This window comes from Burkholderia sp. LS-044 (assembly GCF_004803625.1).
Classification (GTDB): domain Bacteria; phylum Pseudomonadota; class Gammaproteobacteria; order Burkholderiales; family Burkholderiaceae; genus Burkholderia; species Burkholderia cepacia.
In genome coordinates, this window is sequence record NZ_SSWO01000006.1 from 77,380 (window position 1) to 98,150 (window position 20,771).

The window sequence follows — 20,771 nt, forward strand, 5'->3', positions numbered from 1 at the left end:
GCGTCACGGGCGTGACGCTTCCCCTTCCAGCCGCCGCACGGCTTCCGCCACTTCATTCCTGAACCGCACGAGCGCCGCCTGTTCCGGCGCCGGCGGCTGCACGGCGGCCCACAGCATGTCGACGAGCTGCGTGGCCGTCGTTTCCGTGTCGAGCTTGCGGTGCCCGAGGATCGCATCCCACAGCACGTGCTCGATCGGCCCGAACACCATCGAGCGCAGCAGGCTCAGCGGCAGGTCGGTACGTACCTGCCCGGCTGCCTGGCCGCGCGCGAGCACGTCCATCAGCGGCGCGGTGTAGCGGCGCTGCAGCGCGGTGAGTTCGTCGCTCAGCGCATGCTGCTTCGCGCGGCCTTCCGAAAGCACCAGCGCACACAGGCCCGTGCCGTTCACCAGCATCAGCCGCAGGTGGGTGCGCACGATGAACGCGAACTGCTGCCGCACCGACGCGTCCTGCGGCATCCCCTGCTCGAACGCGGCGATGTTTTCGTCGTACCAATCCGCGATGACGCGCGCGCACAGCTCGCGCTTGCCGCGGAAGTAACTGAACACCGTCGCCTCCGATACGCCCACGCGCTGCGCGATCTCGGCGGCCGTCGCATGCTCGTAACCCTTTTCGGCGAACACTTCCCGGCCGGCGCGCAGGATGTCCTGCACGCGTTGCTGGGATTTGCGCCCGGCGGGCGCGCGCGACGTGTCGGCGCGATCGGCTTTGACGGTGGCGGTCATGGTGTCGGCGGTAGCGGCTGTCATCTCGGCATGATATCTGAGTGTCACTCAAAAAACTATTGACGCCGAACCCGGCGAGGCGCGAAACTGTGCAAAATTTACGCTGTATTGGTCAATGAATCGGTGCATTCATTCGATTTGAGCGAAACTCAGAAATCAGTGGATGCCACACACTTTCTGGAGACGGAGGAGACATGATCAACCTGCCCGGTGTGCAATTCATGCTCGGTGAAGACATCGAGATGCTGCGCGACGCCGTCGCGACGTTCGCGGCGAAGGAAATCACGCCGCGCGCGGCGGAGGTCGACCGCACCGACCAGTTTCCGATGGATCTGTGGAAGAAGTTCGGCGATCTCGGCGTGCTGGGCATGACGGTGGCCGAGGAATACGGCGGCGCGAACATGGGCTATACCGCGCACATGGTCGCGATGGAGGAGATCTCGCGCGCCTCGGCGTCGATCGGCCTGTCGTACGGCGCGCACTCGAACCTGTGCGTGAACCAGATCCACCGCAACGGCACCGAGGCTCAAAAGCAGAAATACCTGCCGAAGCTCGTGTCGGGCGAACACATCGGTGCGCTCGCGATGAGCGAGCCGAATGCCGGCTCCGACGTCGTCAGCATGAAGCTGCGCGCCGACAAGCGCGGCGATCGCTACGTGCTGAACGGCACGAAGATGTGGATCACCAACGGCCCCGACTGCGACACGCTGGTCGTCTACGCGAAGACCGACCTCGAAGCCGGCCCGCGCGGCATTACCGCGTTCATCGTCGAGAAGGGGATGAAGGGCTTCTCGGTCGCGCAGAAGCTCGACAAGCTCGGCATGCGCGGCTCGCACACGGGCGAGCTGGTGTTCCAGGACGTCGAAGTGCCGGAGGAAAACATCCTCGGCCAGCTCAACGGCGGCGTGAAGGTGCTGATGAGCGGCCTCGACTACGAGCGCGCCGTGCTGTCGGGCGGCCCGACGGGCATCATGGCCGCGTGTCTCGACGCGGTGGTGCCGTACATCCACGACCGCAAGCAGTTCGGCCAGGCGATCGGCGAATTCCAGCTGATTCAGGGCAAGGTCGCCGACATGTACACCACGTTCCAGGCGTGCCGCGCGTATCTGTACGCGGTCGGCCGCCACCTCGATTCGGCCGCCAGCGACCACATCCGCCAGGTGCGCAAGGACTGCGCGGGCGTGATCCTCTATACGGCCGAGAAGGCGACGTGGATGGCCGGCGAGGCGATCCAGATCCTCGGCGGCAACGGCTACATCAACGAATACCCGGTCGGCCGCCTGTGGCGCGACGCGAAGCTGTACGAGATCGGCGCCGGCACGAGCGAGATCCGCCGGATGCTGATCGGCCGCGAGCTGTTCGCGGAAACGATGTAACGCCCCACGTCACGCGAACGGAGCCCCGTCGATGCCGATCATCGAATCGAAACTGAACCCGCGCTCGGAAGACTTCCGCGCGAATGCCGCCGCGCTCGAGGCGGTCGTCGCCGATCTGCGCGCGAAGATCGAACAGCTCGCGCAGGGCGGCGGCCAGGCCGCGCGCGACAAGCACCTGGCGCGCGGCAAGCTGCTGCCGCGCGACCGCATCGCGCAACTGCTCGATCCGGGTGCGCCGTTCCTCGAGTTCTCGCAGCTCGCGGCGAACGGCATGTACAACGACGACGCACCGGGCGCGGGCGTCATCACCGGGATCGGCCGGATCGCCGGCCGCGAGTGCGTGATCGTGTGCAACGACGCGACGGTCAAGGGTGGCACCTATTACCCGGTCACCGTGAAGAAGCACGTGCGCGCGCAGGAGATCGCCGCGGAAAACCGGCTGCCGTGCGTGTACCTCGTCGATTCCGGCGGTGCGAACCTGCCGAACCAGGACGACGTGTTTCCCGATCGCGACCACTTCGGCCGCATCTTCTTCAACCAGGCGACGATGTCGGCCGCGGGAATCGCGCAGATCGCCGTCGTGATGGGCTCGTGCACGGCGGGCGGCGCGTACGTGCCGGCGATGAGCGACGAGTCGATCATCGTGAAGGAGCAGGGCACGATTTTCCTGGGCGGCCCGCCGCTCGTGAAGGCCGCGACCGGCGAGGAAGTGAGCGCCGAGGATCTCGGCGGCGGCGACGTGCATACGCGCCTGTCGGGCGTGGCCGACCATCTCGCGCAGAACGACGCGCATGCGCTGTCGATCGCGCGCAACATCGTCGATCATCTCGCGCCGAAGATCGCGTCGCCGGTCGCGCTGCGCGAGCCGAAGCCGCCGCGCTACGACGCGAAAAGCCTGTACGGCGTGATCCCGGTCGATACGCGCAAGCCGTTCGACGTGCGCGAGGTGATCGCGCGCATCGTCGACGATTCGGAGTTCGACGAATTCAAGGCGCGCTACGGCACGACGCTCGTTACCGGTTTCGCGCACATCTGGGGCCACCCGGTCGGGATCGTCGCGAACAACGGCATCCTGTTCTCCGAATCGGCGGTGAAGGGCGCGCATTTCATCGAGCTGTGCTGCCAGCGCAAGATTCCGCTCGTGTTCCTGCAGAACATCACGGGCTTCATGGTCGGCCGCAAGTACGAGAACGAAGGCATCGCGCGGCACGGCGCGAAGATGGTGACCGCCGTGTCGAACGCGAAGGTGCCGAAGTTCACGGTGATCATCGGCGGCTCGTTCGGCGCCGGCAACTACGGGATGTGCGGCCGCGCGTTCGGCCCGCGCTTCCTGTGGATGTGGCCGAACGCGCGGATCTCGGTGATGGGCGGCGAGCAGGCCGCTTCGGTGCTCGCGACGGTGCGCCGCGACGGCATCGAGGCGAAGGGCGGTTCGTGGTCCGCCGAGGAAGAGGACGCGTTCAAGCAGCCGATTCGCGACCAGTACGAGCGCCAGGGCCATCCGTATTACGCGAGCGCGCGGCTGTGGGACGACGGCGTGATCGACCCGGCGCAGACGCGCGACGTGCTCGGGCTCGGCCTTGCCGCATCGATGAACGCGCCGATCGAAGACACGCGCTTCGGCGTGTTCCGCATGTAACGGCCGGGAGGGCTGACCGATGCGATACGAAACGATCAAGGTAAGCGAAGCCGGCCGCGTGGCGACCGTCACGCTCGCGCGCCCCGACGTGCGCAACGCGTTCAACGAGACGACGATCGCCGAGCTGACCACCGCGTTCGAATGGCTCGACGCGCATGAAGGCGTGCGCGCGATCGTGCTCGCTGCGGAAGGCGCCGCGTTCTGCGCGGGCGCGGACCTGAACTGGATGAAGAAGATGGCCGGTTACTCGGACGACGAGAACCGCGCCGATGCGCGCAAGCTCGCGCGCATGCTCGAGGCGATCCATCGCTGCGGCAAGCCGGTGATCGCCCGGGTGCACGGCGATGCCTACGCGGGCGGAGTGGGTCTGGTGGCCGCGGCCGACATCGCGATTGCCGCCGACGGCGTGAAGTTCTGCCTGTCGGAAGCGCGGCTCGGGCTGATCCCCGCGACGATCGCGCCGTACGTGGTGCGCGCGATGGGCGAGCGCGCGGCGCGCCGTTACTTCACGACGGCCGAGGTGTTCGACAGCGCGCGCGCGGCGTCGCTCGGCTTCATTCACGAAGCGGTGCCGGCCGATGCGCTCGACGAAACCGTCGCGAAGCTGGCCGCGACGCTCGTCGCGAACGGCCCCGACGCGGTGCGCGCGTGCAAGCGGCTCGTCGCCGACGTGGCCGGCCGCGCGCTCGACGCGACGCTGATCGAGCAGACCGCCGACTGGATCGCGCGAACCCGGGCCGGCGCGGAAGCGCGCGAAGGGATTGCGTCCTTTCTCGAGAAACGCACGCCTTCGTGGCGTGAATGACGGCGTGCCCCTAACTTTCCGGACGACACCGAAGCCATGTTCGACAAGATTCTGATCGCCAACCGCGGCGAAATCGCGTGCCGCGTCGCCGCGACGTGCAAACGTCTCGGGATCGCGAGCGTCGCCGTCTATTCCGACGCGGACGCGAACGCGAAACACGTGGCCGCGTGCGACGAAGCCGTGCACATCGGCGGCTCGGCCGCCGCGGACAGCTACCTGCGCATCGAGCGCATCATCGAAGCCGCGCGTGCAACCGGCGCGCAGGCGATCCACCCCGGCTACGGATTCCTGTCGGAGAACGAAGATTTCGCGCATGCGTGCGAAGCGGCCGGCATCGTCTTCATCGGGCCGCCGGTCGACGCGATCGCGGCAATGGGCTCGAAGGCGGCCGCGAAGGCGCTGATGCACGCGGCCGCCGTGCCGCTCGTGCCCGGCTATCACGGCGACGACCAGGACGCGGCCAACCTGCATCGCGAAGCCGACGCGATCGGCTACCCGGTGCTGCTGAAGGCGAGCGCGGGCGGCGGCGGCAAGGGGATGCGCGTGGTCGAGCGCTCCGACGATTTCCCCGCGGCGCTCGCGTCGTGCCAGCGCGAAGCCGCGAGCAGCTTCGGCAACGACCGCGTGCTGATCGAGAAATACCTGACGCGCCCGCGTCACGTCGAGGTGCAGGTGTTCGGCGACACGCACGGCAATACCGTGTACCTGTTCGACCGCGACTGCTCGGTGCAGCGCCGTCACCAGAAGGTGCTCGAGGAAGCGCCGGCGCCGGGCCTGCCCGACGACGTGCGCCGTGCGATGGGCGAAGCGGCCGTCGCGGCCGCGCGCGCGGTCGGTTATGTCGGCGCGGGCACCGTCGAATTCATCATGACGGGCGACGCGTTCTACTTCATGGAAATGAACACGCGCCTGCAGGTCGAGCATCCGGTCACCGAGATGGTCACCGGGCTCGATCTCGTCGAATGGCAACTGCGTGTCGCATCCGGCGAGCCGCTGCCGCTTCAGCAGGACGAACTGCGCGTGCAGGGTCACGCGCTCGAGGCGCGCCTTTATGCGGAGAACCCGGCGCGCGGCTTCCTGCCGTCCACGGGCACGCTGAAGCACCTGCGGCTGCCGGCAGGCGTCGAGTTCGCGATCGGCGCATCGGTGCGCGTCGACAGCGGCGTGCGCGAAGGCGATGCGATCACGCCGTTCTACGATCCGATGATCGCGAAGCTGATCGTCCACGGCGCGGACCGTGCGGAAGCGCTGGGGCTGATGCTGCGCGCGCTGCGTGCATGCGAAGTGGTCGGCCTGCACACGAATGCCGCGTTCCTGCAGCGGATCGTCGCGTGCGAGCCGTTCGCGACGGCCGATCTCGACACGGGCCTGATCGAGCGCAATCACGATGCGCTGTTCGCGCCGCAAGAGCCGCCGCGCGCGATGCTCGCGCTCGCATGCGCGGCGCTGTTCGTGCGCGAACGCGGCGCGGCCGCGCAGGGTTCGTCGCCGTGGGGCGCGCTGCCGGACTGGCGGCTGAACGGCGGCTATCGCCGCACGCTCGACTGGCATGCGGCCGAGCGCGAAGCGGACGTGACGGTCACGTACGAGGACGACGGCGCTGTCGCGCGCCTCGCGACCGGCGGCGCGGCCGCGCAACCGTTCACGTGGACACGTGGCGCCACGCCGCTCGATTTCGACGTGACGCTCGGCGGCGTGCGCAGCAGCGGCCGCGTGTATGCGGACGGCGACACCTTCCACGTGTTCTCGCAAGGCGCGGCCGAGACGTTCGAATGGCGCAACCTGCTCGCGCATGCGGGTGACGCGGAGCAGGGCGGGGGCCGCCTGACCGCGCCGATGCCCGGCAAGGTGATCGCGGTGCTGGTCGAGCCGGGCCAGAAGGTCGAAGCGGGCACGCCGCTGATCGTGATGGAAGCGATGAAGATGGAGCACACGATCGGCGCGCCGAGCGCGGGTGTCGTCGCGGAAGTGCTGTACGGTGTCGGCGACCAGGTTTCGGATGGCGCGCAGTTGCTGATGATGGCGGAAGGCTGAGCGGCGCCAGCTTCGCGTATGCGGGCCGGCTGCCGCGGCTGCCGGCCCGTAAGACAGGCGTCGTGATGCGCTCCACGACCGACACCACGACAGATTCGCTTCGACCGCTTCGGCAAAAACGAAGCAATGCGAATCTTTCGATTGCATTACGTCAACCTCTCGTTATCCCCTCCGTCGCGGCATGTGCGCCCCTTGCGTGCACGCGGCGCGCCTCCTTGCACGACACCATCGTGTAACACGTGATAATTAGCATCTCGCCGTCGACACGACCGGTGCGCACCCGCGCCTGTGTCAGGTCGTCACATCCACGGAGAGACGTTATGCGAAAGTCGGCCCTACGGCCTTTCGCGGTCGTTGGCCTGATCGCGCTGACCGCACTCCTCGGTGCCTGCAACGACGACCTGACCGCACCCGCCGCACCTGTGGCGCAGCAGAAGGCCGCCTGCGGCGGCGGCGTGGTCGCCACCGCGCAGATGCACTGCCCGCCCGGTTTCACCGCGCCTGCTTCCTCGCCCGCTTCCTGATCCCGGCTGTTTCCACCAGAAATCCAATCAAGAGCAACCAGCATGGCCACCCATTCGCGACGCGATTTTCTGAAGTTCTCCGCCGGCCTCGCCGGCGCGACCGCCGCCACCGCACTGCTTCCCGAATCGATCCGCAAGGCGCTGGCGATCGAGCCGAATACCGTGACGGGCACGATCCAGGATGTGCAGCACATCGTCGTGTTCATGCAGGAAAACCGCTCGTTCGACCACTACCTCGGTCACCTGAGCGGCGTGCGCGGCTACAACGACCGCTTCCCGGTCACGCTGCCGAACGGCAAGCCGGTGTGGTTCCAGCCGCGGCAGGAAGACAAGACGAGCGTGATCGCGCCGTTCCGCTACGACACGACCGATCCGGGCGTCAACGCGCAGTGCATCGGCGGCCTGCCGCATACGTGGGCGACGACGCACGGCGCGATCGACAACGGCCGAGCCGACCAGTGGGCGGTGCAGAAGTCCAACATGACGATGGGCTACCACGTTCGCGACGACATCCCGTTCCACTACGCGCTCGCGGATGCGTTCACGGTGTGCGACAACTACTTCTGCTCGATCCCGGGCAACACGCACCCGAACCGCATGTACCTGATGACGGGCATGGTCGACCCGCTCGGCACGGGCGGCGGCCCGCTGCTCGACAACACCGACTACATCGACAACCAGTTCGACAAGATCAAGTTGCCGCCCTTCAGCTGGACGACTTATCCGGAGCGCCTCGAGAAAGCGGGCATCTCGTGGCAGATCTACCAGCAGGGCACCGGGTTCGACAACTTCACCGGCAACTACGGCACGAACATGCTCGCGTGCTTCAACAACTTCGTGAATGCGCCGGCCGGTTCGTCGCTGCAGACGCGCGGGATGAGCACGCGCCCGATCACGCAGCTGAAGGCCGACGTGCAGGCGAACGCGCTGCCGCAGGTATCGTGGCTGCTGCCGCCCGCCGCGTATTCGGAGCATCCGAAGTTCACGCCGCTCTACGGCGCGTATTACCTGTCGACCATTCTCGATGCGCTGACGTCGAATCCGGACGTATGGAGCAAGACCGTCCTGCTCGTCATGTACGACGAGAACGACGGCTTCTTCGATCACGTCGTGCCGCCGTCGGCACCGACGCTGCCGGGCTCCGGCATGAGCACCGTGGACGTGTCGCTCGAGCGGCACAACGTCGTGACCTCGACGCAGACGGGTACGTACACGGCCGACAACCTGCCGTACGGCCTCGGCCCGCGCGTGCCGATGTTCGTGGTCTCGCCGTGGTCGAAGGGCGGCTTCGTGTGCTCGCAGGTATTCGATCACACGTCGGTGCTGCAATTCATCGAGAAGCGCTTCGGCGTGATGGAAACGAACATCTCGCCGTGGCGTCGCGCGATCTGCGGCGACCTGACGTCGGCGCTCGATTTCTCGAAATCGGATGCGACGCTGCCGACCCTGCCGAGCACGCAGGCGTATGTCGCGCAGGCGGACCTGCAGTGTTCGCGCGCGTCGTCGCAGACCGCACCGGCCAGCACCGCGCAGCAGGTCGTGACGGCACAGGAGCCCGGCACGCGGCCGGCGCGTGCTCTGCCGTACGAATTGCACGTGACCGGCCAGCTCCAGGCGCAAGGCTACGCGCTGACGTTCGCGAACACCGGCACGCAGGGCGCGCATTTCTGGGTCTATACAGGTGACCCCACCGCGATGCCGCGCCGCTACACGGTCGAAGCGGGCAAGCAGCTGACCGACACGTGGGCGCTCGATGCGAGCGGCAACTACCTGGTGAGCGTGTGGGGGCCGAACGGCTATTTCCGGCGCTTCGCCGGATCGGCCGCCGCGGATGCCGGCGCGAAGCCTGAAATCACGCCGTGTTACGACACGGCCAACGGTGACGTGTACGTGACGATCGCCAACGCGGGCACCGGCACGCTCACGGTCACGGCGACCGATGTCGCGTACGGCGGCGCACCGCGCACGTTGACGGTTCCGGCGGGGCAGCGCGTCGAAGCGCACTGGGATCTGTCGTGCAGCAGCCACTGGTACGACCTGCAGTTCGCGGTGGCCGGGAACGCCGGCTGGACGCGCCGCATCGCGGGGCACGTCGAAACCGGCAAGGCCAGCATCACCGACCCGGCCGCCGTGGCGCCGACGACTGCGGCGATCTGACGGCAATCCATGCGTGCCGGCTCCGCGCCGGCACGCGACGAGCGCATGTCAGAAACGAAAAAGGCGCCGCGCGGCGCCTTTTTCAGTCAGGTGCGCGAAATCAGATGGGGCGAAAAACTGCGTATTGATCGCCATCGAGTTTTTCCAGGTACCGGGAATCATGGAGCGTCAGGTTGACCGGCTGGCGCATTTTTTCGTCGGCGGCCTCGTGTTCGTTGCTGGCGCGCGTATTGAACAGGCTCGAAGCATTTGCGGAGTTCACGAGAGAATCGAGGCGCGGTGCGTTCCAGTCGAGGTGCCCCCTGAGCAAGTAGAAGTGCATGATCCCGCATTGCTGATGGGCCCAGAAGTCATGCCACATGAATGAATCGGGCCGCCACACGGAGTTGTGGCTCTCGAAGTACGATGCGCTGCTCATCGGCATGCACTCGGGGGTCGAGATGATGATGTATCGCGATCGATAGTTGAGAAACTCCAGCAGATCGCGACCGTGGGAGTGGCGCATGTGCTCGATGACATCGCCCAGGATGATCGTGTCGTACGAGTCGCCGGATCGTTCGTACAGCGTGTCGCTGACGCCGGAAATGATGTCGTCGTAGCCGTTCTCGATCAGGAACGGATAGGTCTCTTCATCACATTCCAGCGCCGTGAAACGGCAATCGGGCACGATCTTCCTGAGCAGGCGCCCGTATTTCCCGCCCCCGGCCCCGACATCCAGAATCCTGCCCGGGTTGATCGACTTGACCAGATGCTGCGTGAGTTGATCGAAGGTTGGCCACGAATACCCGATCTGTTCCACTTTGACCTCCCGTCAAGGCTGGTTTGAAAAATTGATCGTAGCGATGTCACAGCGTTGCTGCGAGGTCGTTTTCTGTCCACCCTGGATGCCGACACCGTGCGGCAACCCGGGTGGCGCGGCGGGTCGCACGAGTATCGCACAACCGTCTCGCGGACTTGCGCGTGCCTGCCCGGCGCTGACCATCCCTGACAGTATGCGGCGGGCACTCCGCTAGAATGCCGGGTTGCCGGCGGCGTGCGCCGCTTGACGCGGGCGGCGCTTCGCGCGCTACACTGCATCCATTCCATCTCCATCCAACTTCCCATCCCGCCGACGATGACATCCCCTGTCCTGAACGGCCTGCGCATCGGTATCACGATCGGACTGCGTGCCCCTGACGAAAGCCTGTGGATCAACGGCATCAAGCAGAACGCGCTGTTTCTCGCGAAGCTGCTGATGGCGTCGCCGCACGGCTACCGCGTGACGCTGGTCAACACCACCGACGTACCGCTCACCGATGCATTGCCGTGGGATCGCAGCGTGTACGACACGCGCGCATTCGCCGAGATGAAGGATGCGCTCGACGTGGTGATCGAGTTGGGCGGGCAGATCGACGGCGAGCAGACGGCCTACCTGAAGGCGCGCGGCGCGAAGCTCGTCAGTTACTGCTGCGGCGTCGAGTACATCAACGCGATGGAGTCGATGCTGTTCGGCCGCCGGCTGTGGGATTCGCTGTTCATCAACCGCGGCTACGACGAGGTGTGGGCGATTCCGCAGATTGCGCCGTCGTCGCTGCCGTTCCTGCAGTCGCTGCGCCGCTGCCCCGGGCGCGTCGTGCCGTTCGTGTGGGACCCGATGTTCCTGAGCGCGCGCGCGCAGTCGCTGCCGGAGCGCGGCGAATACCGGCCGCGCAGCGAGCCGGGCAAGCGGCTGACGGTGATGGAGCCGAACCACGACGTCGTGAAGTTCTGCGTGTATCCGATGCTGATCATCGACGAAGCGTATCGCCGCGATCCGGATGCGATCTGCTTCACGCACGTGACGAACGCCGATCGCCTCGCGCACGACAGCCCCGAGTTCGTGATGCTGATGAACTACCTGGACATCGTGCGCGCGGGCAAGGCGAGTTTCGTCGGGCGCTTCGATACGCCGCTGTTCCTGGCCGACCTGACCGATATCGTCGTGTCGCACCAATGGTCGAACCCGCTCAACTATTTCTATTTCGACGTGTGCTGGCAGGGCTATCCGCTCGTGCACAACGCGAGCCTCGCGCCCGATCTCGGCTACTACTATCCGGACAACGACGTGCAGCAGGGCGCCGATGCGCTGCTGCGCGCGCTGCATACGCACGATGACGACTGGGAAGCGTACACGCGGCGCCAGCGCGACATCCTGAGCCGCTATACGTCGGCGAATCCCGCGCTCATTGCCGAATACGACACCCTGCTCGCGAACCTGGTCGGCGCATCGGCTGCATAAGGCCCGATTTTTCTCGCGGCGCACACGTTGCGCCGCGGCCCGCCATCGGGATTGTCCCGCCCTAATGTCTGACGAAATAATGCCGTTAAAAAAGAAACCGCCGAACCCGATCGGTTCGACGGTTTTCGAAGGCACGAATTTGACGGCTCCGAGGGAAGTCCGTCGGAAATCATTTTATAGGTTAACAAGTATTTAAGATTGTTAAAAATGGTTTGATCGATAATCATCATATGATTTAAATTGATATTATCGATTAACGGTTGTTCGATTCTGTTTAGAAATTTAATAATTCGTTTGAAACGGGAAAATTGAGCGCTGCGATGATCGAATGACGTGCGGCAGCCGATTTGCGGCGATGCGCAAGCCGGGCCGCCAGCCTTCACGGCGAGTCCGGCAGCGGGCGAGGGCGCTGCCTCGCGGGCCGGTATTTATCTGATTAATTGAAGGCTTTCGAATTTGCGAGGCATGCAAATTACGCGGGAATTGATTCGGGCAAGGATGTTTAGGTGGTTTTAATAAACAATATCCGGATCGGGTTTAGGTAATTTGCGTTAGTGTGACCTGTCGCACAATCGGTATCGCGCATGCGTGGTGTATTCCAGTAACTGAATATCGTTGAAAATATCGAATTTGACGGCGCGCCGAAGCGAAAAGTACGCTCCCCGGAAAAGATCGACATAACAGGATGGGCCGGGTAGGCGGCGGAGCACGTCATGATCGGTTTGCTCCGCATGTTTGTTGAGGTCGAGCCGCGATCGGCGGCTCGCCATTTGCCGGAGCGCCGGATGAATGCGGTCGAAGCTCGCCAGGAGGCGAATCGGGAAGCGAATCGTGACGAAATCGATCTCGTGTTCGGCGCCCCCGACGATCATCCCGACCTCGCGTCGGTACGCAGTTTCGTGGAGAGCCGGCTCGCGTTCGCGCAAGAGCCCGTGTGCCGGGCCGACCTGTCGGGCGGTGTGCTGTACCAGGAATGCCTGGCGCGATTGCGGTGGGGGGAGCGCGATGCGCTGCCGCCGGTCGCGTTCCTGCCGCGCCTCGAGGCGCTCGGGCTGATGCGGTGGTTCGACCGGCTCGTGGTCGGCCGGACGATCGACGCGCTGCGCGCCGATCCGGCTGCCGTCTACGGCTGCAATGTGGCGGCGGCGAGCGCGGTCGTCGACGACGCGTGGCTGGCCATCTTCAGGCGGCTCGAGCGCGAGCCGTCGGTCGCGGCGCGGCTGGTGGTCGAGATCACGGAGACGGGGCCGCTGAATCCCGTCGCGGGTCGTTCGTTCGTGAACCGCTTCCGGCAGACCGGATGCCGCATCGCGATCGACGATTTCGGGGTCGGCTTCAGCGCATTGAACAACCTGGTGGTCGGCAATCCCGACATCGTGAAGCTTGACCGGTCGATCCTGTCGATGATCAAGCGCAACGCGATCGGCCGCTACCAGTTCCGCAGGCTGATCGCGTTCGCGCATGAAGGTGCGCGGCACGTCGTCGTCGAAGGCGTGGAGAGCGAGATCGACCGGCAGATCATCGTGGATGCCGGCGTCGCCTGGGCGCAGGGCATCCGTTTTTCATGGCGGTCGCCGGCCGCCGCGTGACGGCGCGGAAACAGGCGGGGTGGCGTGCATGACGCACGCCGGTGTCGGGCGTGGCCGGCGCGTGGCCGGGACGAATCGCAAAGGGGCATGGGCATGGCGGGGACGAAGGCCGGAAGCGGAACGGGCACGCAGGCAGCCGGTGCGCGCGAACTCGTCGCGATCGCCGAGCTGGCCGACATGCTGTGGCAGCTGGGCGCCGAATCGACCGAAGTGCCGATCGACGTCGCGCCGTATCTCGACGGACTGACAACCATTGCGCGCCGCATCCAGCGGATGACGCCGCTCGACGCCGGCGGCCGCGAACTGGCCGCGCGGCACTATTACGCGGGTGTCATCGCGGGCGCGTGCGGCGAGGATTCGGCGATCGCGCGCGGCGTGTCCGACAGCCTCGTCAAGCAATCCGGCGGCATCAGCCGGCGGGTCGCGCACTGCTTCGCGGTGCTCGCGCGGACGGGCCGGCGGCATGGCCGTGTGTTCGCCGCGCAGAGCGGCGACCGGGTGCTGGTCTAGCGCCTGTTCACGCCGGTCGCGGGCGCGGGCGCGGCGCGATGCGCGCGGCCCGCGTCGATCTCATCTTTTCGTGTAGCGGCCCGAGCGTGCGCCAAACCGGTCAATCCTTCCCGAATCCGCCGAGCACGAACGCCATCGCGCGGTCGACCGCGTCGTCCCATCGGCCGACGTGCGCGGCGCGCACGATCCGGACGCCCGGATAGAGGGCGGTGCGTGAGCCGGTTTCCCAGCGCGCGTCGGCTTTCGGGCTGAGCAGCAGCACGGCCGGCACGCCGAGCGCGCCGGCGAGATGGACGTGCGCGGTGCAGGTGGTCACCACCGCGTCGAGCGCGAGCATCAGCGCCGCCAGGTCGCTGAAATCGCCGATCGCGTGATGCGGGAAGGTCACCGGCAGGTCCGATTGCTCGGACTGCGCGGACAGGTCGCGGTTGATGCAGTACGCGGCGTGACCGTGCAGCCGCGTCAGCGGCGCGAGGTCGCGCAGGCTGGCCGCGCGATGGAAGCGCGCGTCGCTTTCGTCGCGCCCGCGCCAGTTGAGCCCGATGCGACGCGTGCCGGCGACATGGCCGTCGCGCGACACGCGCTCGCGCCACGCGGCCGCATGCCCGGGCGGGCAGGACAGGTACGCGCCCGCCGATCCTTTGGGCGCCGGCGCGTAGCCGAACTGCGCGGCGAGCACCAGGAACGAACACCAGTAGTCGTGTGCGATCTGCGACGTGTCGATCCACGCGCCGTGCGCGCCGATGAATTCGATGTGCGGGAACGTGTGACGCATCAGGCCCGTCAGCGCGTCCGGAACGACGACGGTCACGCTCGTGCAGCCGAGCGTGTCGAGCGCATGCAGGTAGCGTGCGTACTGGAGCTGATCGCCGACACCGCCGTAGCTGAGCACCAGCAGCCGCTTGCCCTGCAGCGGCTGGCCCTGGTAGAGCCGCTCCGTCGGCAGCCCGAACTGTGCTGCCGTCAGGACGTTTTCGCTCGCGATGGTGGCGCGGGCCGCTTCGTCGCGCCGGCCGGCGCGCAGCAGCAGCATCGAACGCATCAGCTCGATGCGGCCGCGCGTCGCGTCGGGCAGCGCATCCGGATCGCCGAAGCGTTCGAGCGCCGCGAGCCCGGCGTCGGGTGCCCCGGCAAAGCCGTAGCACGACGCGAGTTGCAGTGCGATCGCATCGTCGTCGAGCCCGCGGCCGCGCGCGCGTTGCCAGCGGTCGATCGCGTGCCCCCACTCGCAGCGCGACTCATGGTCGAGTGCGCGGTTCCAGTGCGTTTCAGGCGCGTCGGTGTCGGCGGCTGCGTCGGGGGGCGCATCGGCGTCGGCCGGCGACGCGACGGCAATCGGTTCGATCGAGATGACCAGCCGCTGCCTGTCCCAGCGCGCGTTCGGCACGCAAAGCAGGTTCAGCGGGTCCATCCGGTAGAACGTGTAGTCGAGGCCGGCAAAGGTGGCGATGATCGGCGCCTCGCCGACTTTCCAGTATTCGACCCAGCACCAGGGCAGGTGCGTCTCGATCAGACGGCGCGCGCCGCGCAGCGCGTCGATCTCCATGCCTTCGATGTCGAGCTTCAGGAAATCCAGCCGCGGCAGGCCGAGCGCGTCGAGCCTGACGACCGGCGTCGGCGTGCCGCCTTCCGCGTGCGCGCCGACGAGCGATACCTGGCCGAAGTCGGCATCCTGCCCGTAGTCGACGTCGGGCACCTTCATCGTGCCGTTGGCGCCGGCGAGCCCCATGTTCAGCAGATGGACGTTGTCGAGCTGGTTGAGCGCGACGGTGCCGCCGAGTGCATGGAACAGCGTGCGCTGCGGCTCGAACGCGTACACGCGGCCGCCGCGTGCATGCAACCGGTGGGCGATCGGCACGCACACGAGCCCCGCATTCGCGCCGCCGTCCACGGCGATCGCATCGTCCGGCAACTGGTCGATCACCTTCAGGATCGTGTCGAGCTCATCCTGGATGTGCGGCCGCCCGGTCTTGATCAATGCTTCGGCCTGGTACGCGCAGTGCCGGTTGATGACGAACGGACCGTGAATCGAATCGATCACGACGAAATTGCGGACGGTCTGATTCATGGGCGGTAGCAGGGGCGAATGAGGTCAGCCGAGTGCGCGGCCGGCGAACAGTTGCTGGATCTGCGCGGAATACGCGTGGACGTTGTGCGCGGCGAGCGTGTCGACCTGGTGCAGGCAGCGGCGTGCCGCGGCGGCGTATTCGTCGAGCCGCGCGTCGTGCGTCTGCGCGGCGGTCGCGATCGCACGCGCCGCATCGAAGATCTCGAAGTCCGGATAGTAATAACCGACGTCGCGCAGGAACGGCGAGTTGTGCACGAGCGGGTAGTTGCCGTACAGCGCGTCGTACAGCAGGTAGTTGAGGCCGTTTTCCCAGTGGTGGGACACGACGATGTCGGTGTGATGCGCGGCCCACGCGACGAACGGCGCGCGCACGTCGGCGGTCGCCTTGCCGTCGCGCACCATCTCGAGCCCGAGCGCGAGATGCTTGAAGGCGACGTTTTCCTTCTTGTCGAACGTGTTGGTCATGTACACGTGCTCGACGAGTTCCGGATGCTCGACGTAGCACGCGTTGGCGGCGAGCATCGGCACGATCGAGCTTTTCACGACATTCAGGTTCGGCTCGAAAAACGCGATGCGTTTCGCGGGGCCGTGGTTCCGATAACCGAAGCGCGCCTTCAGTTCGGGATCGGCGTCGAGGCTGCGCTCGATGAAATACGGCGACCAGATGTGCGGCAGCTCGATCACCGGCGAGCGGTACACGGCCTGGAAATACGCGGCGCACGTATGCATGTGCTGCGGGTTGGTCCAGATCTCGTCGAACTGCACGCGGTGCGGGTTCGGCCGCCACGGATTCTTCTCGAAGTTGATCGTCTCGACGGCGATCACGTAGTCGTTGCCGAAGCGGTACGACACGCACTTGCCGCCGCGCCGGCGCACGGCGTCGGTGTGCGTCGAGTCGACGAACGCGTTCATCTCGATCAGCAGGTCGGTCTGGTGGACGACGGCGGACAGCGGCCGCAGCGCGTCGCCGAACGCGTCCATCATCAGCGCCTGCGGATACTCGGTCACGCCTTCGTCGTGCGCGAGCCAGACCTCGCCGATCAGCGGCGACTGCTTCAGCAGCATGTACAGGTACACGCAGTGCTGGTTCGCGCCGTTGTACCAGATCGACTGCGTCGAGTCGCGCTGCACGTTCATCGTTATCGCGACATTGAGTTTCATGACGGCTCCGTGGTGCGGGCGTTGCTCGGGTTACGGCGTGTAGTTTTGCGACGAGCGCGGCACATAGCCGGTCAGGCGCCAGTGGCCGTCATCCTCGCGGCGAAAGCTCAGCTTCTCGAACATGGTCGCGCCGCTCGTCAGCGTCGTCGTGTAATCGACGTTCGCGTAGAGCCCGTCGGGTGTCGTCGACGCGTTGGTGTAGCGGATGCGCGTGATCTGCGCCCAGCCGCGATGACGCACCGCGCCGACCGACTGGCGCGCGCGCTGCATGTCCGACGCGAACTGGTCCTGCTTGATGCGCGCCTTCACGAACGCGGCGGCATCGGTCCACACGGCGTTGTACTGGCCGGCGTCGAGCTGCTTGAACACGGCGTCCGAGTCGCGGAGCAGCGCGTCGGCCGATTCGCCGTCGGCTTGCGCATGCGCGCCGATCGCGATCGATGCGACGGCGCAGCCGATCAGCCATTTGGCGCGGGTGAGGGGCGTGCGTGCGGTCATGTCCGAGTCCGGAAAAGGGCGGTGCGTCACGCGTCGCGATAAAGGGTGGCGATCGCGTCCGTATAGGCGGCGACGTTCTCGGGGTTGTAGATGCTCACGGAGCTGAGCACGTGCTTCGACTGCTCGCGGTACGCTTCCAGGTTCGCGTCGTGCTCGGCGAACGCCTTCAGCAACGCGCGGCCGCCGGCCTGGCAGTCGAAGTCCGGATAGAAATACCCGGCCTTGCCGAGGAACGGCGAGTTGTGGATCAGCGGGTAGTCGCCGTACAGCAGCTCGTAGTACAGGTAGTTCTGCGCGTTTTCCCACGTGTGCGACACCACCGCGTCGCCGAATGCGGCCATGAACTCGTACACCGCGTAGCGGCTCTCGAACGTCGTGACTCCGTGGTTCACGATGTCGAGGCTCTTCGCGAAATGGACGAACGTCGCATGTTCCTTCAGGTGCAGCGTGTTGCATACGCGCACGAACTCGAGGAAATCGGGCTTCGCGCGATACGCCTCCTCGGTCACCAGCATCGGGATGACGCTCGTCTTCACCATGCAGATGTTCGGCTCGAACATCGTCACGCGCCAGCGCGGCTTGCCGGGCTCATAGCCGAACGACAGCCCGGCACCGAGCGTCGCGCGCGCCTTGTCGAACAGCATCGGGTGCCAGATGTGCGGAACGATCGTGACGGGCGCGCGCAGGCCCGTCTGGTAATAGTGCAGGCACGAGCGCTCGAATTCGGGAATCGTCCACACGGCGTCGTACGGTGCGCCCGAGAACAGGAAACCCGACGGCTTGTTGAACATCGCGCGTTCGATGTCGATTACGTAGTCGTTGCCGACCCGCATCGTGACGACCTTGCCGCCGCGCTCGCGGAACGCGCGCAGGTAATCCGCGCCGAACTGCGCGCTCATTTCGATCAGTACGTCGCAGCGCTGCAGTGCTTCGTCCATCGACAGGAGCGGCACGTCCCATTCGCCGAGCATCATCTGCGGATCGGCGACCTGTTCGCCGCCGTTCACCATCACGGCTTCCGCGACGAGCGGCGACTGGCGCAGCAGCAGGATCAGCAGCAGGCAGTTCTGGAAGATGCCGTTTTCCCACAGCGACTGGCCGGCGCCGCGCACGAACAGCGACACGCCGACGACGAGACGCTTGCCCTCGCCGGGCGCTTGACGGGCATTGGAGTCCGACATGCGTATTCTCCGGTTCAGGCGACCAGACGCGAGACGAACGCGTCGAGGTTCGCGGGGTTGTCGATCGAGACCGACTGCAGCAGCCGGCCGGCCTTCGCGCGGTAGTCGTCGAGACGTTCGTCGTGATGCAGCCACGCGTCGAGCAGCGCACGGCCGCCCGCGGCGGAATCGAAGTCCGGGTAGTAATAACCGGCGTCGCCGATCAGCGTCGAGTTGTGGATCAGCGGATAACCGCCGTACAGCACGTCGTAATACAGATAGTTCTGCCCGTTTTCCCAGTGGTGCGACACGACCGCATCCGCGTGGCGCGCCATGAAGCCCGGCAGGTCGAGGCGCGGCTCGAAGGTCGCCTTGTGCTGGCGCACGAGATCGAGGCTGTTCGCGAAGTGCACGAAGGTCGGATGCTCCTTCATGTGCAACGAGTTCACGACGAACATGTGCTGAACCGCGTCCGGACGCGCACGGTAGAACGCGTCGCACGCGAGCATAGGATAGTGGCAGGACTTGGCGACCGAGATGTTCGGCTCGAGCATCGCGAGGTACCACGGGCGGCGGCCGGGCCGATAGCCGAACGTCGCGCCTTCCGCGGCGAGCGCGGCGATGCGCCGATCGAGGAAGTACGGCGACCAGATGTGCGGCATCAGGTGGACGGGCGCGCGCAGGATGGTCCGCAGCATCGGCGCCGCGGTCTTGTCGTATTGCGGCAGCAGCCAGACTTCGTCGAACGGCGCGCCGTTGAAGACGTGTCCCGACGGCTTCCCGAAGATCGGGGTTTCGCACAGGCCGGCGTACACGTGCCCGCAGAAGAACGCGGCGATTTTCTTGCCGAGCGCCTTCATGTGTCGGAGCCACTCCACCGGCAGCTGCGCGCCCATTTCGATCACGACGTCGAGTTCGTGCGTGACGTCGGAGGGTTTCACGAGCGGGATGTCGAGGCCGTCGAGTTCGAGGCCGGCCGGCAGCGCGTTGGCGTCGCCGCCGTTCAGGAAGTAGACGGGGCCGACGCGATCCGAGCGCTTGAGCATCATCGCGAGGAACGCGATGTTCTGGTGGATGCCGTTTTCCCAGATCGCCTGGCCGTCGCGCGCAAACAGCGAGATGCCGACCGCCGGCCGTTGCTTGCGGGTGCCGCCCGAGGCGGCTTCATTGATGTCCGTCACCGGTTGGTTTCCTCTGCGGCGTCGTGCGTCCGGGCATCGCGTCGAGCGTCTGGCCTGGAAGCGGCGCGCCGTGGATTGTCATGGTTGCATTTGCGCCGGTGCGCCGCGGCGGGCGAATCGGGCGACCTGGTTCGCGAGGGCGGCAGCCGGTTTCCGGCGTGTCATCGGGTACGCCTGGCACGGCGCGTGATTCGGACAGGTTGCCCCGGCGACTGTCTGCGGCGATTGTGGCACGGAAATCGCCGGTTTTGGCGGGACGTGACGAACTTTGACATAGCCGCCGGTCAATGCGAGCAGGGCGCCGGCGAAGCGGCGCCCGGGGCGTCCGGCGGGGGGCGGGTCCGGCGCGGCGCTGACGGCCGGCCGGATCGGGGCGCCGCGCGCGGCGGCGGCCCGCTCAGTGCTGCAGGCGGATTTCGACGCGGCGATTGCTGGCGCGGCCTTCGGGCGTCGCGTTCGACGCGACCGGGTCGGCCTTGCCGCGACCCGAGACCGTCAGCGAATCGGTCTTCAGGCCGTGTGCCTTCAGATAGGCCGCGACGGATTCGGCGCGGCGCTTCGACAGCGCGAGATTGTAGTCGTCGCTGCCCACCGAATCCGTAAAGCCGGTGACGCTCACCTGCGAGTACGTGTGGTCGGCGCGCTCGCTCAGCAACCGGTCGAGCGATTCGCGCGCGGTCGGGGCGAGCGTCGCGTGGTCGGTGGCGAACAGCGCGTCGCCCGACAGGTTGACCTGTTCGACGACGGCTGCCGCCGGCGCGGCGGCCTGCGCCGCTTGGGCCGGCGCCGCGCCGCACTGGAAGACGAGCGTCGCGGGATCGGACTTGTCGCGCAGCGCGCGGGCCGAATCGACGGCGCGCACGGGCTCTTCGCCGCAGATCTTGCGGGCGGCCTTCATGCAGGTTTCCGGGCCCGACAGCAGGCCGTGGCAGTCCACCTGGAAGGTGCGCACGCCGTCGCGCGGCTGGAGTTCGGAGGCGCTGAAGGTCGGGCCGGATGCGGTCGAGCACGCGGCGAGGGCCGTAGCGGAAAGCGCGAGCGCAAGAGCGAGTTTGTTCACGGTTACATCCTCAAAACTTGGGTTGA

Annotated in this window: 17 protein-coding genes; 9 read left to right on the forward strand and 8 right to left on the reverse strand. The window is 66.5% G+C overall.

What is annotated here, in order from left to right; translation table 11 throughout:
- Positions 1-3 precede the first annotated feature (3 nt).
- On the reverse strand, positions 4-750 hold the full coding sequence (locus E9536_RS17335; protein WP_048025455.1) for a TetR/AcrR family transcriptional regulator: 747 nt from the start codon (positions 748-750) through the stop codon (positions 4-6).
- Between the two features lie 170 nt (positions 751-920).
- On the opposite strand from E9536_RS17335, the gene E9536_RS17340 reads away from it, so the two are divergent.
- From E9536_RS17340 to E9536_RS17365, 6 genes are all read left to right on the forward strand, one after another.
- Positions 921-2,102, forward strand: a complete 1,182-nt coding sequence (locus E9536_RS17340) for an isovaleryl-CoA dehydrogenase (RefSeq protein WP_136470268.1) — start codon at positions 921-923, stop codon at positions 2,100-2,102.
- Positions 2,103-2,133: 31 nt separating this feature from the next.
- The gene (locus E9536_RS17345; protein ID WP_027790577.1) at positions 2,134-3,741 is read left to right on the forward strand and encodes a carboxyl transferase domain-containing protein; all 1,608 of its coding nucleotides are present in this window, start codon (positions 2,134-2,136) and stop codon (positions 3,739-3,741) included.
- A gap of 19 nt (positions 3,742-3,760) precedes the next feature.
- The gene (locus E9536_RS17350) at positions 3,761-4,546 is read left to right on the forward strand and encodes an enoyl-CoA hydratase/isomerase family protein (RefSeq protein ID WP_059697092.1); all 786 of its coding nucleotides are present in this window, start codon (positions 3,761-3,763) and stop codon (positions 4,544-4,546) included.
- 36 nt (positions 4,547-4,582) lie between these two features.
- The gene (locus tag E9536_RS17355; protein WP_136470269.1) at positions 4,583-6,580 is read left to right on the forward strand and encodes an acetyl/propionyl/methylcrotonyl-CoA carboxylase subunit alpha; all 1,998 of its coding nucleotides are present in this window, start codon (positions 4,583-4,585) and stop codon (positions 6,578-6,580) included.
- Positions 6,581-6,900: 320 nt separating this feature from the next.
- Complete coding sequence (locus E9536_RS17360) at positions 6,901-7,104, forward strand: hypothetical protein (protein ID WP_021163021.1); 204 nt, start codon at positions 6,901-6,903, stop codon at positions 7,102-7,104.
- Positions 7,105-7,146: 42 nt separating this feature from the next.
- Positions 7,147-9,261 carry a phospholipase C, phosphocholine-specific gene (locus E9536_RS17365; protein ID WP_060193989.1) on the forward strand — a complete coding sequence of 705 codons (2,115 nt, stop codon included), beginning with the start codon at positions 7,147-7,149 and terminating at the stop codon, positions 9,259-9,261.
- 100 nt (positions 9,262-9,361) lie between these two features.
- Here the strand turns inward: E9536_RS17365 and E9536_RS17370 are convergent, their stop codons facing one another.
- The gene (locus E9536_RS17370) at positions 9,362-10,060 is read right to left on the reverse strand and encodes a class I SAM-dependent methyltransferase (protein WP_136470270.1); all 699 of its coding nucleotides are present in this window, start codon (positions 10,058-10,060) and stop codon (positions 9,362-9,364) included.
- A 315-nt stretch (positions 10,061-10,375) separates the two neighbouring features.
- Here E9536_RS17370 and E9536_RS17375 point away from each other — a divergent pair, with 315 nt between their 5' ends.
- From E9536_RS17375 to E9536_RS17385, 3 genes are all read left to right on the forward strand, one after another.
- Positions 10,376-11,518 (forward strand): DUF2827 domain-containing protein, encoded by a 1,143-nt coding sequence (locus tag E9536_RS17375; RefSeq protein ID WP_091924508.1) that lies wholly within the window; start codon positions 10,376-10,378, stop codon positions 11,516-11,518.
- A gap of 785 nt (positions 11,519-12,303) precedes the next feature.
- Positions 12,304-13,107, forward strand: a complete 804-nt coding sequence (locus tag E9536_RS17380; RefSeq protein ID WP_027790583.1) for an EAL domain-containing protein — start codon at positions 12,304-12,306, stop codon at positions 13,105-13,107.
- A gap of 93 nt (positions 13,108-13,200) precedes the next feature.
- Positions 13,201-13,617 carry a hypothetical protein gene (locus E9536_RS17385; protein WP_060286178.1) on the forward strand — a complete coding sequence of 139 codons (417 nt, stop codon included), beginning with the start codon at positions 13,201-13,203 and terminating at the stop codon, positions 13,615-13,617.
- 100 nt (positions 13,618-13,717) lie between these two features.
- Here the strand turns inward: E9536_RS17385 and E9536_RS17390 are convergent, their stop codons facing one another.
- The 6 genes from E9536_RS17390 to E9536_RS17415 form a co-directional block, all read right to left on the reverse strand.
- On the reverse strand, positions 13,718-15,685 hold the full coding sequence (locus E9536_RS17390; protein ID WP_136470272.1) for an FkbM family methyltransferase: 1,968 nt from the start codon (positions 15,683-15,685) through the stop codon (positions 13,718-13,720).
- Between the two features lie 24 nt (positions 15,686-15,709).
- Positions 15,710-16,846, reverse strand: a complete 1,137-nt coding sequence (locus E9536_RS17395; protein ID WP_136470273.1) for a DUF2827 family protein — start codon at positions 16,844-16,846, stop codon at positions 15,710-15,712.
- A 30-nt stretch (positions 16,847-16,876) separates the two neighbouring features.
- Positions 16,877-17,344, reverse strand: coding sequence for a DUF4019 domain-containing protein (locus E9536_RS17400; RefSeq protein WP_136470274.1), 468 nt, complete (start codon positions 17,342-17,344; stop codon positions 16,877-16,879).
- A gap of 26 nt (positions 17,345-17,370) precedes the next feature.
- Positions 17,371-18,525: a DUF2827 domain-containing protein gene (locus E9536_RS17405; RefSeq protein WP_027790588.1), complete on the reverse strand. Its 1,155-nt coding sequence runs from the start codon at positions 18,523-18,525 to the stop codon at positions 17,371-17,373.
- Between the two features lie 14 nt (positions 18,526-18,539).
- Positions 18,540-19,685, reverse strand: coding sequence for a DUF2827 domain-containing protein (locus E9536_RS17410; protein WP_048025465.1), 1,146 nt, complete (start codon positions 19,683-19,685; stop codon positions 18,540-18,542).
- Positions 19,686-20,082: 397 nt separating this feature from the next.
- Positions 20,083-20,745, reverse strand: a complete 663-nt coding sequence (locus tag E9536_RS17415) for an OmpA family protein (RefSeq protein WP_060083256.1) — start codon at positions 20,743-20,745, stop codon at positions 20,083-20,085.
- Between the last annotated feature and the right edge of the window lie 26 nt (positions 20,746-20,771).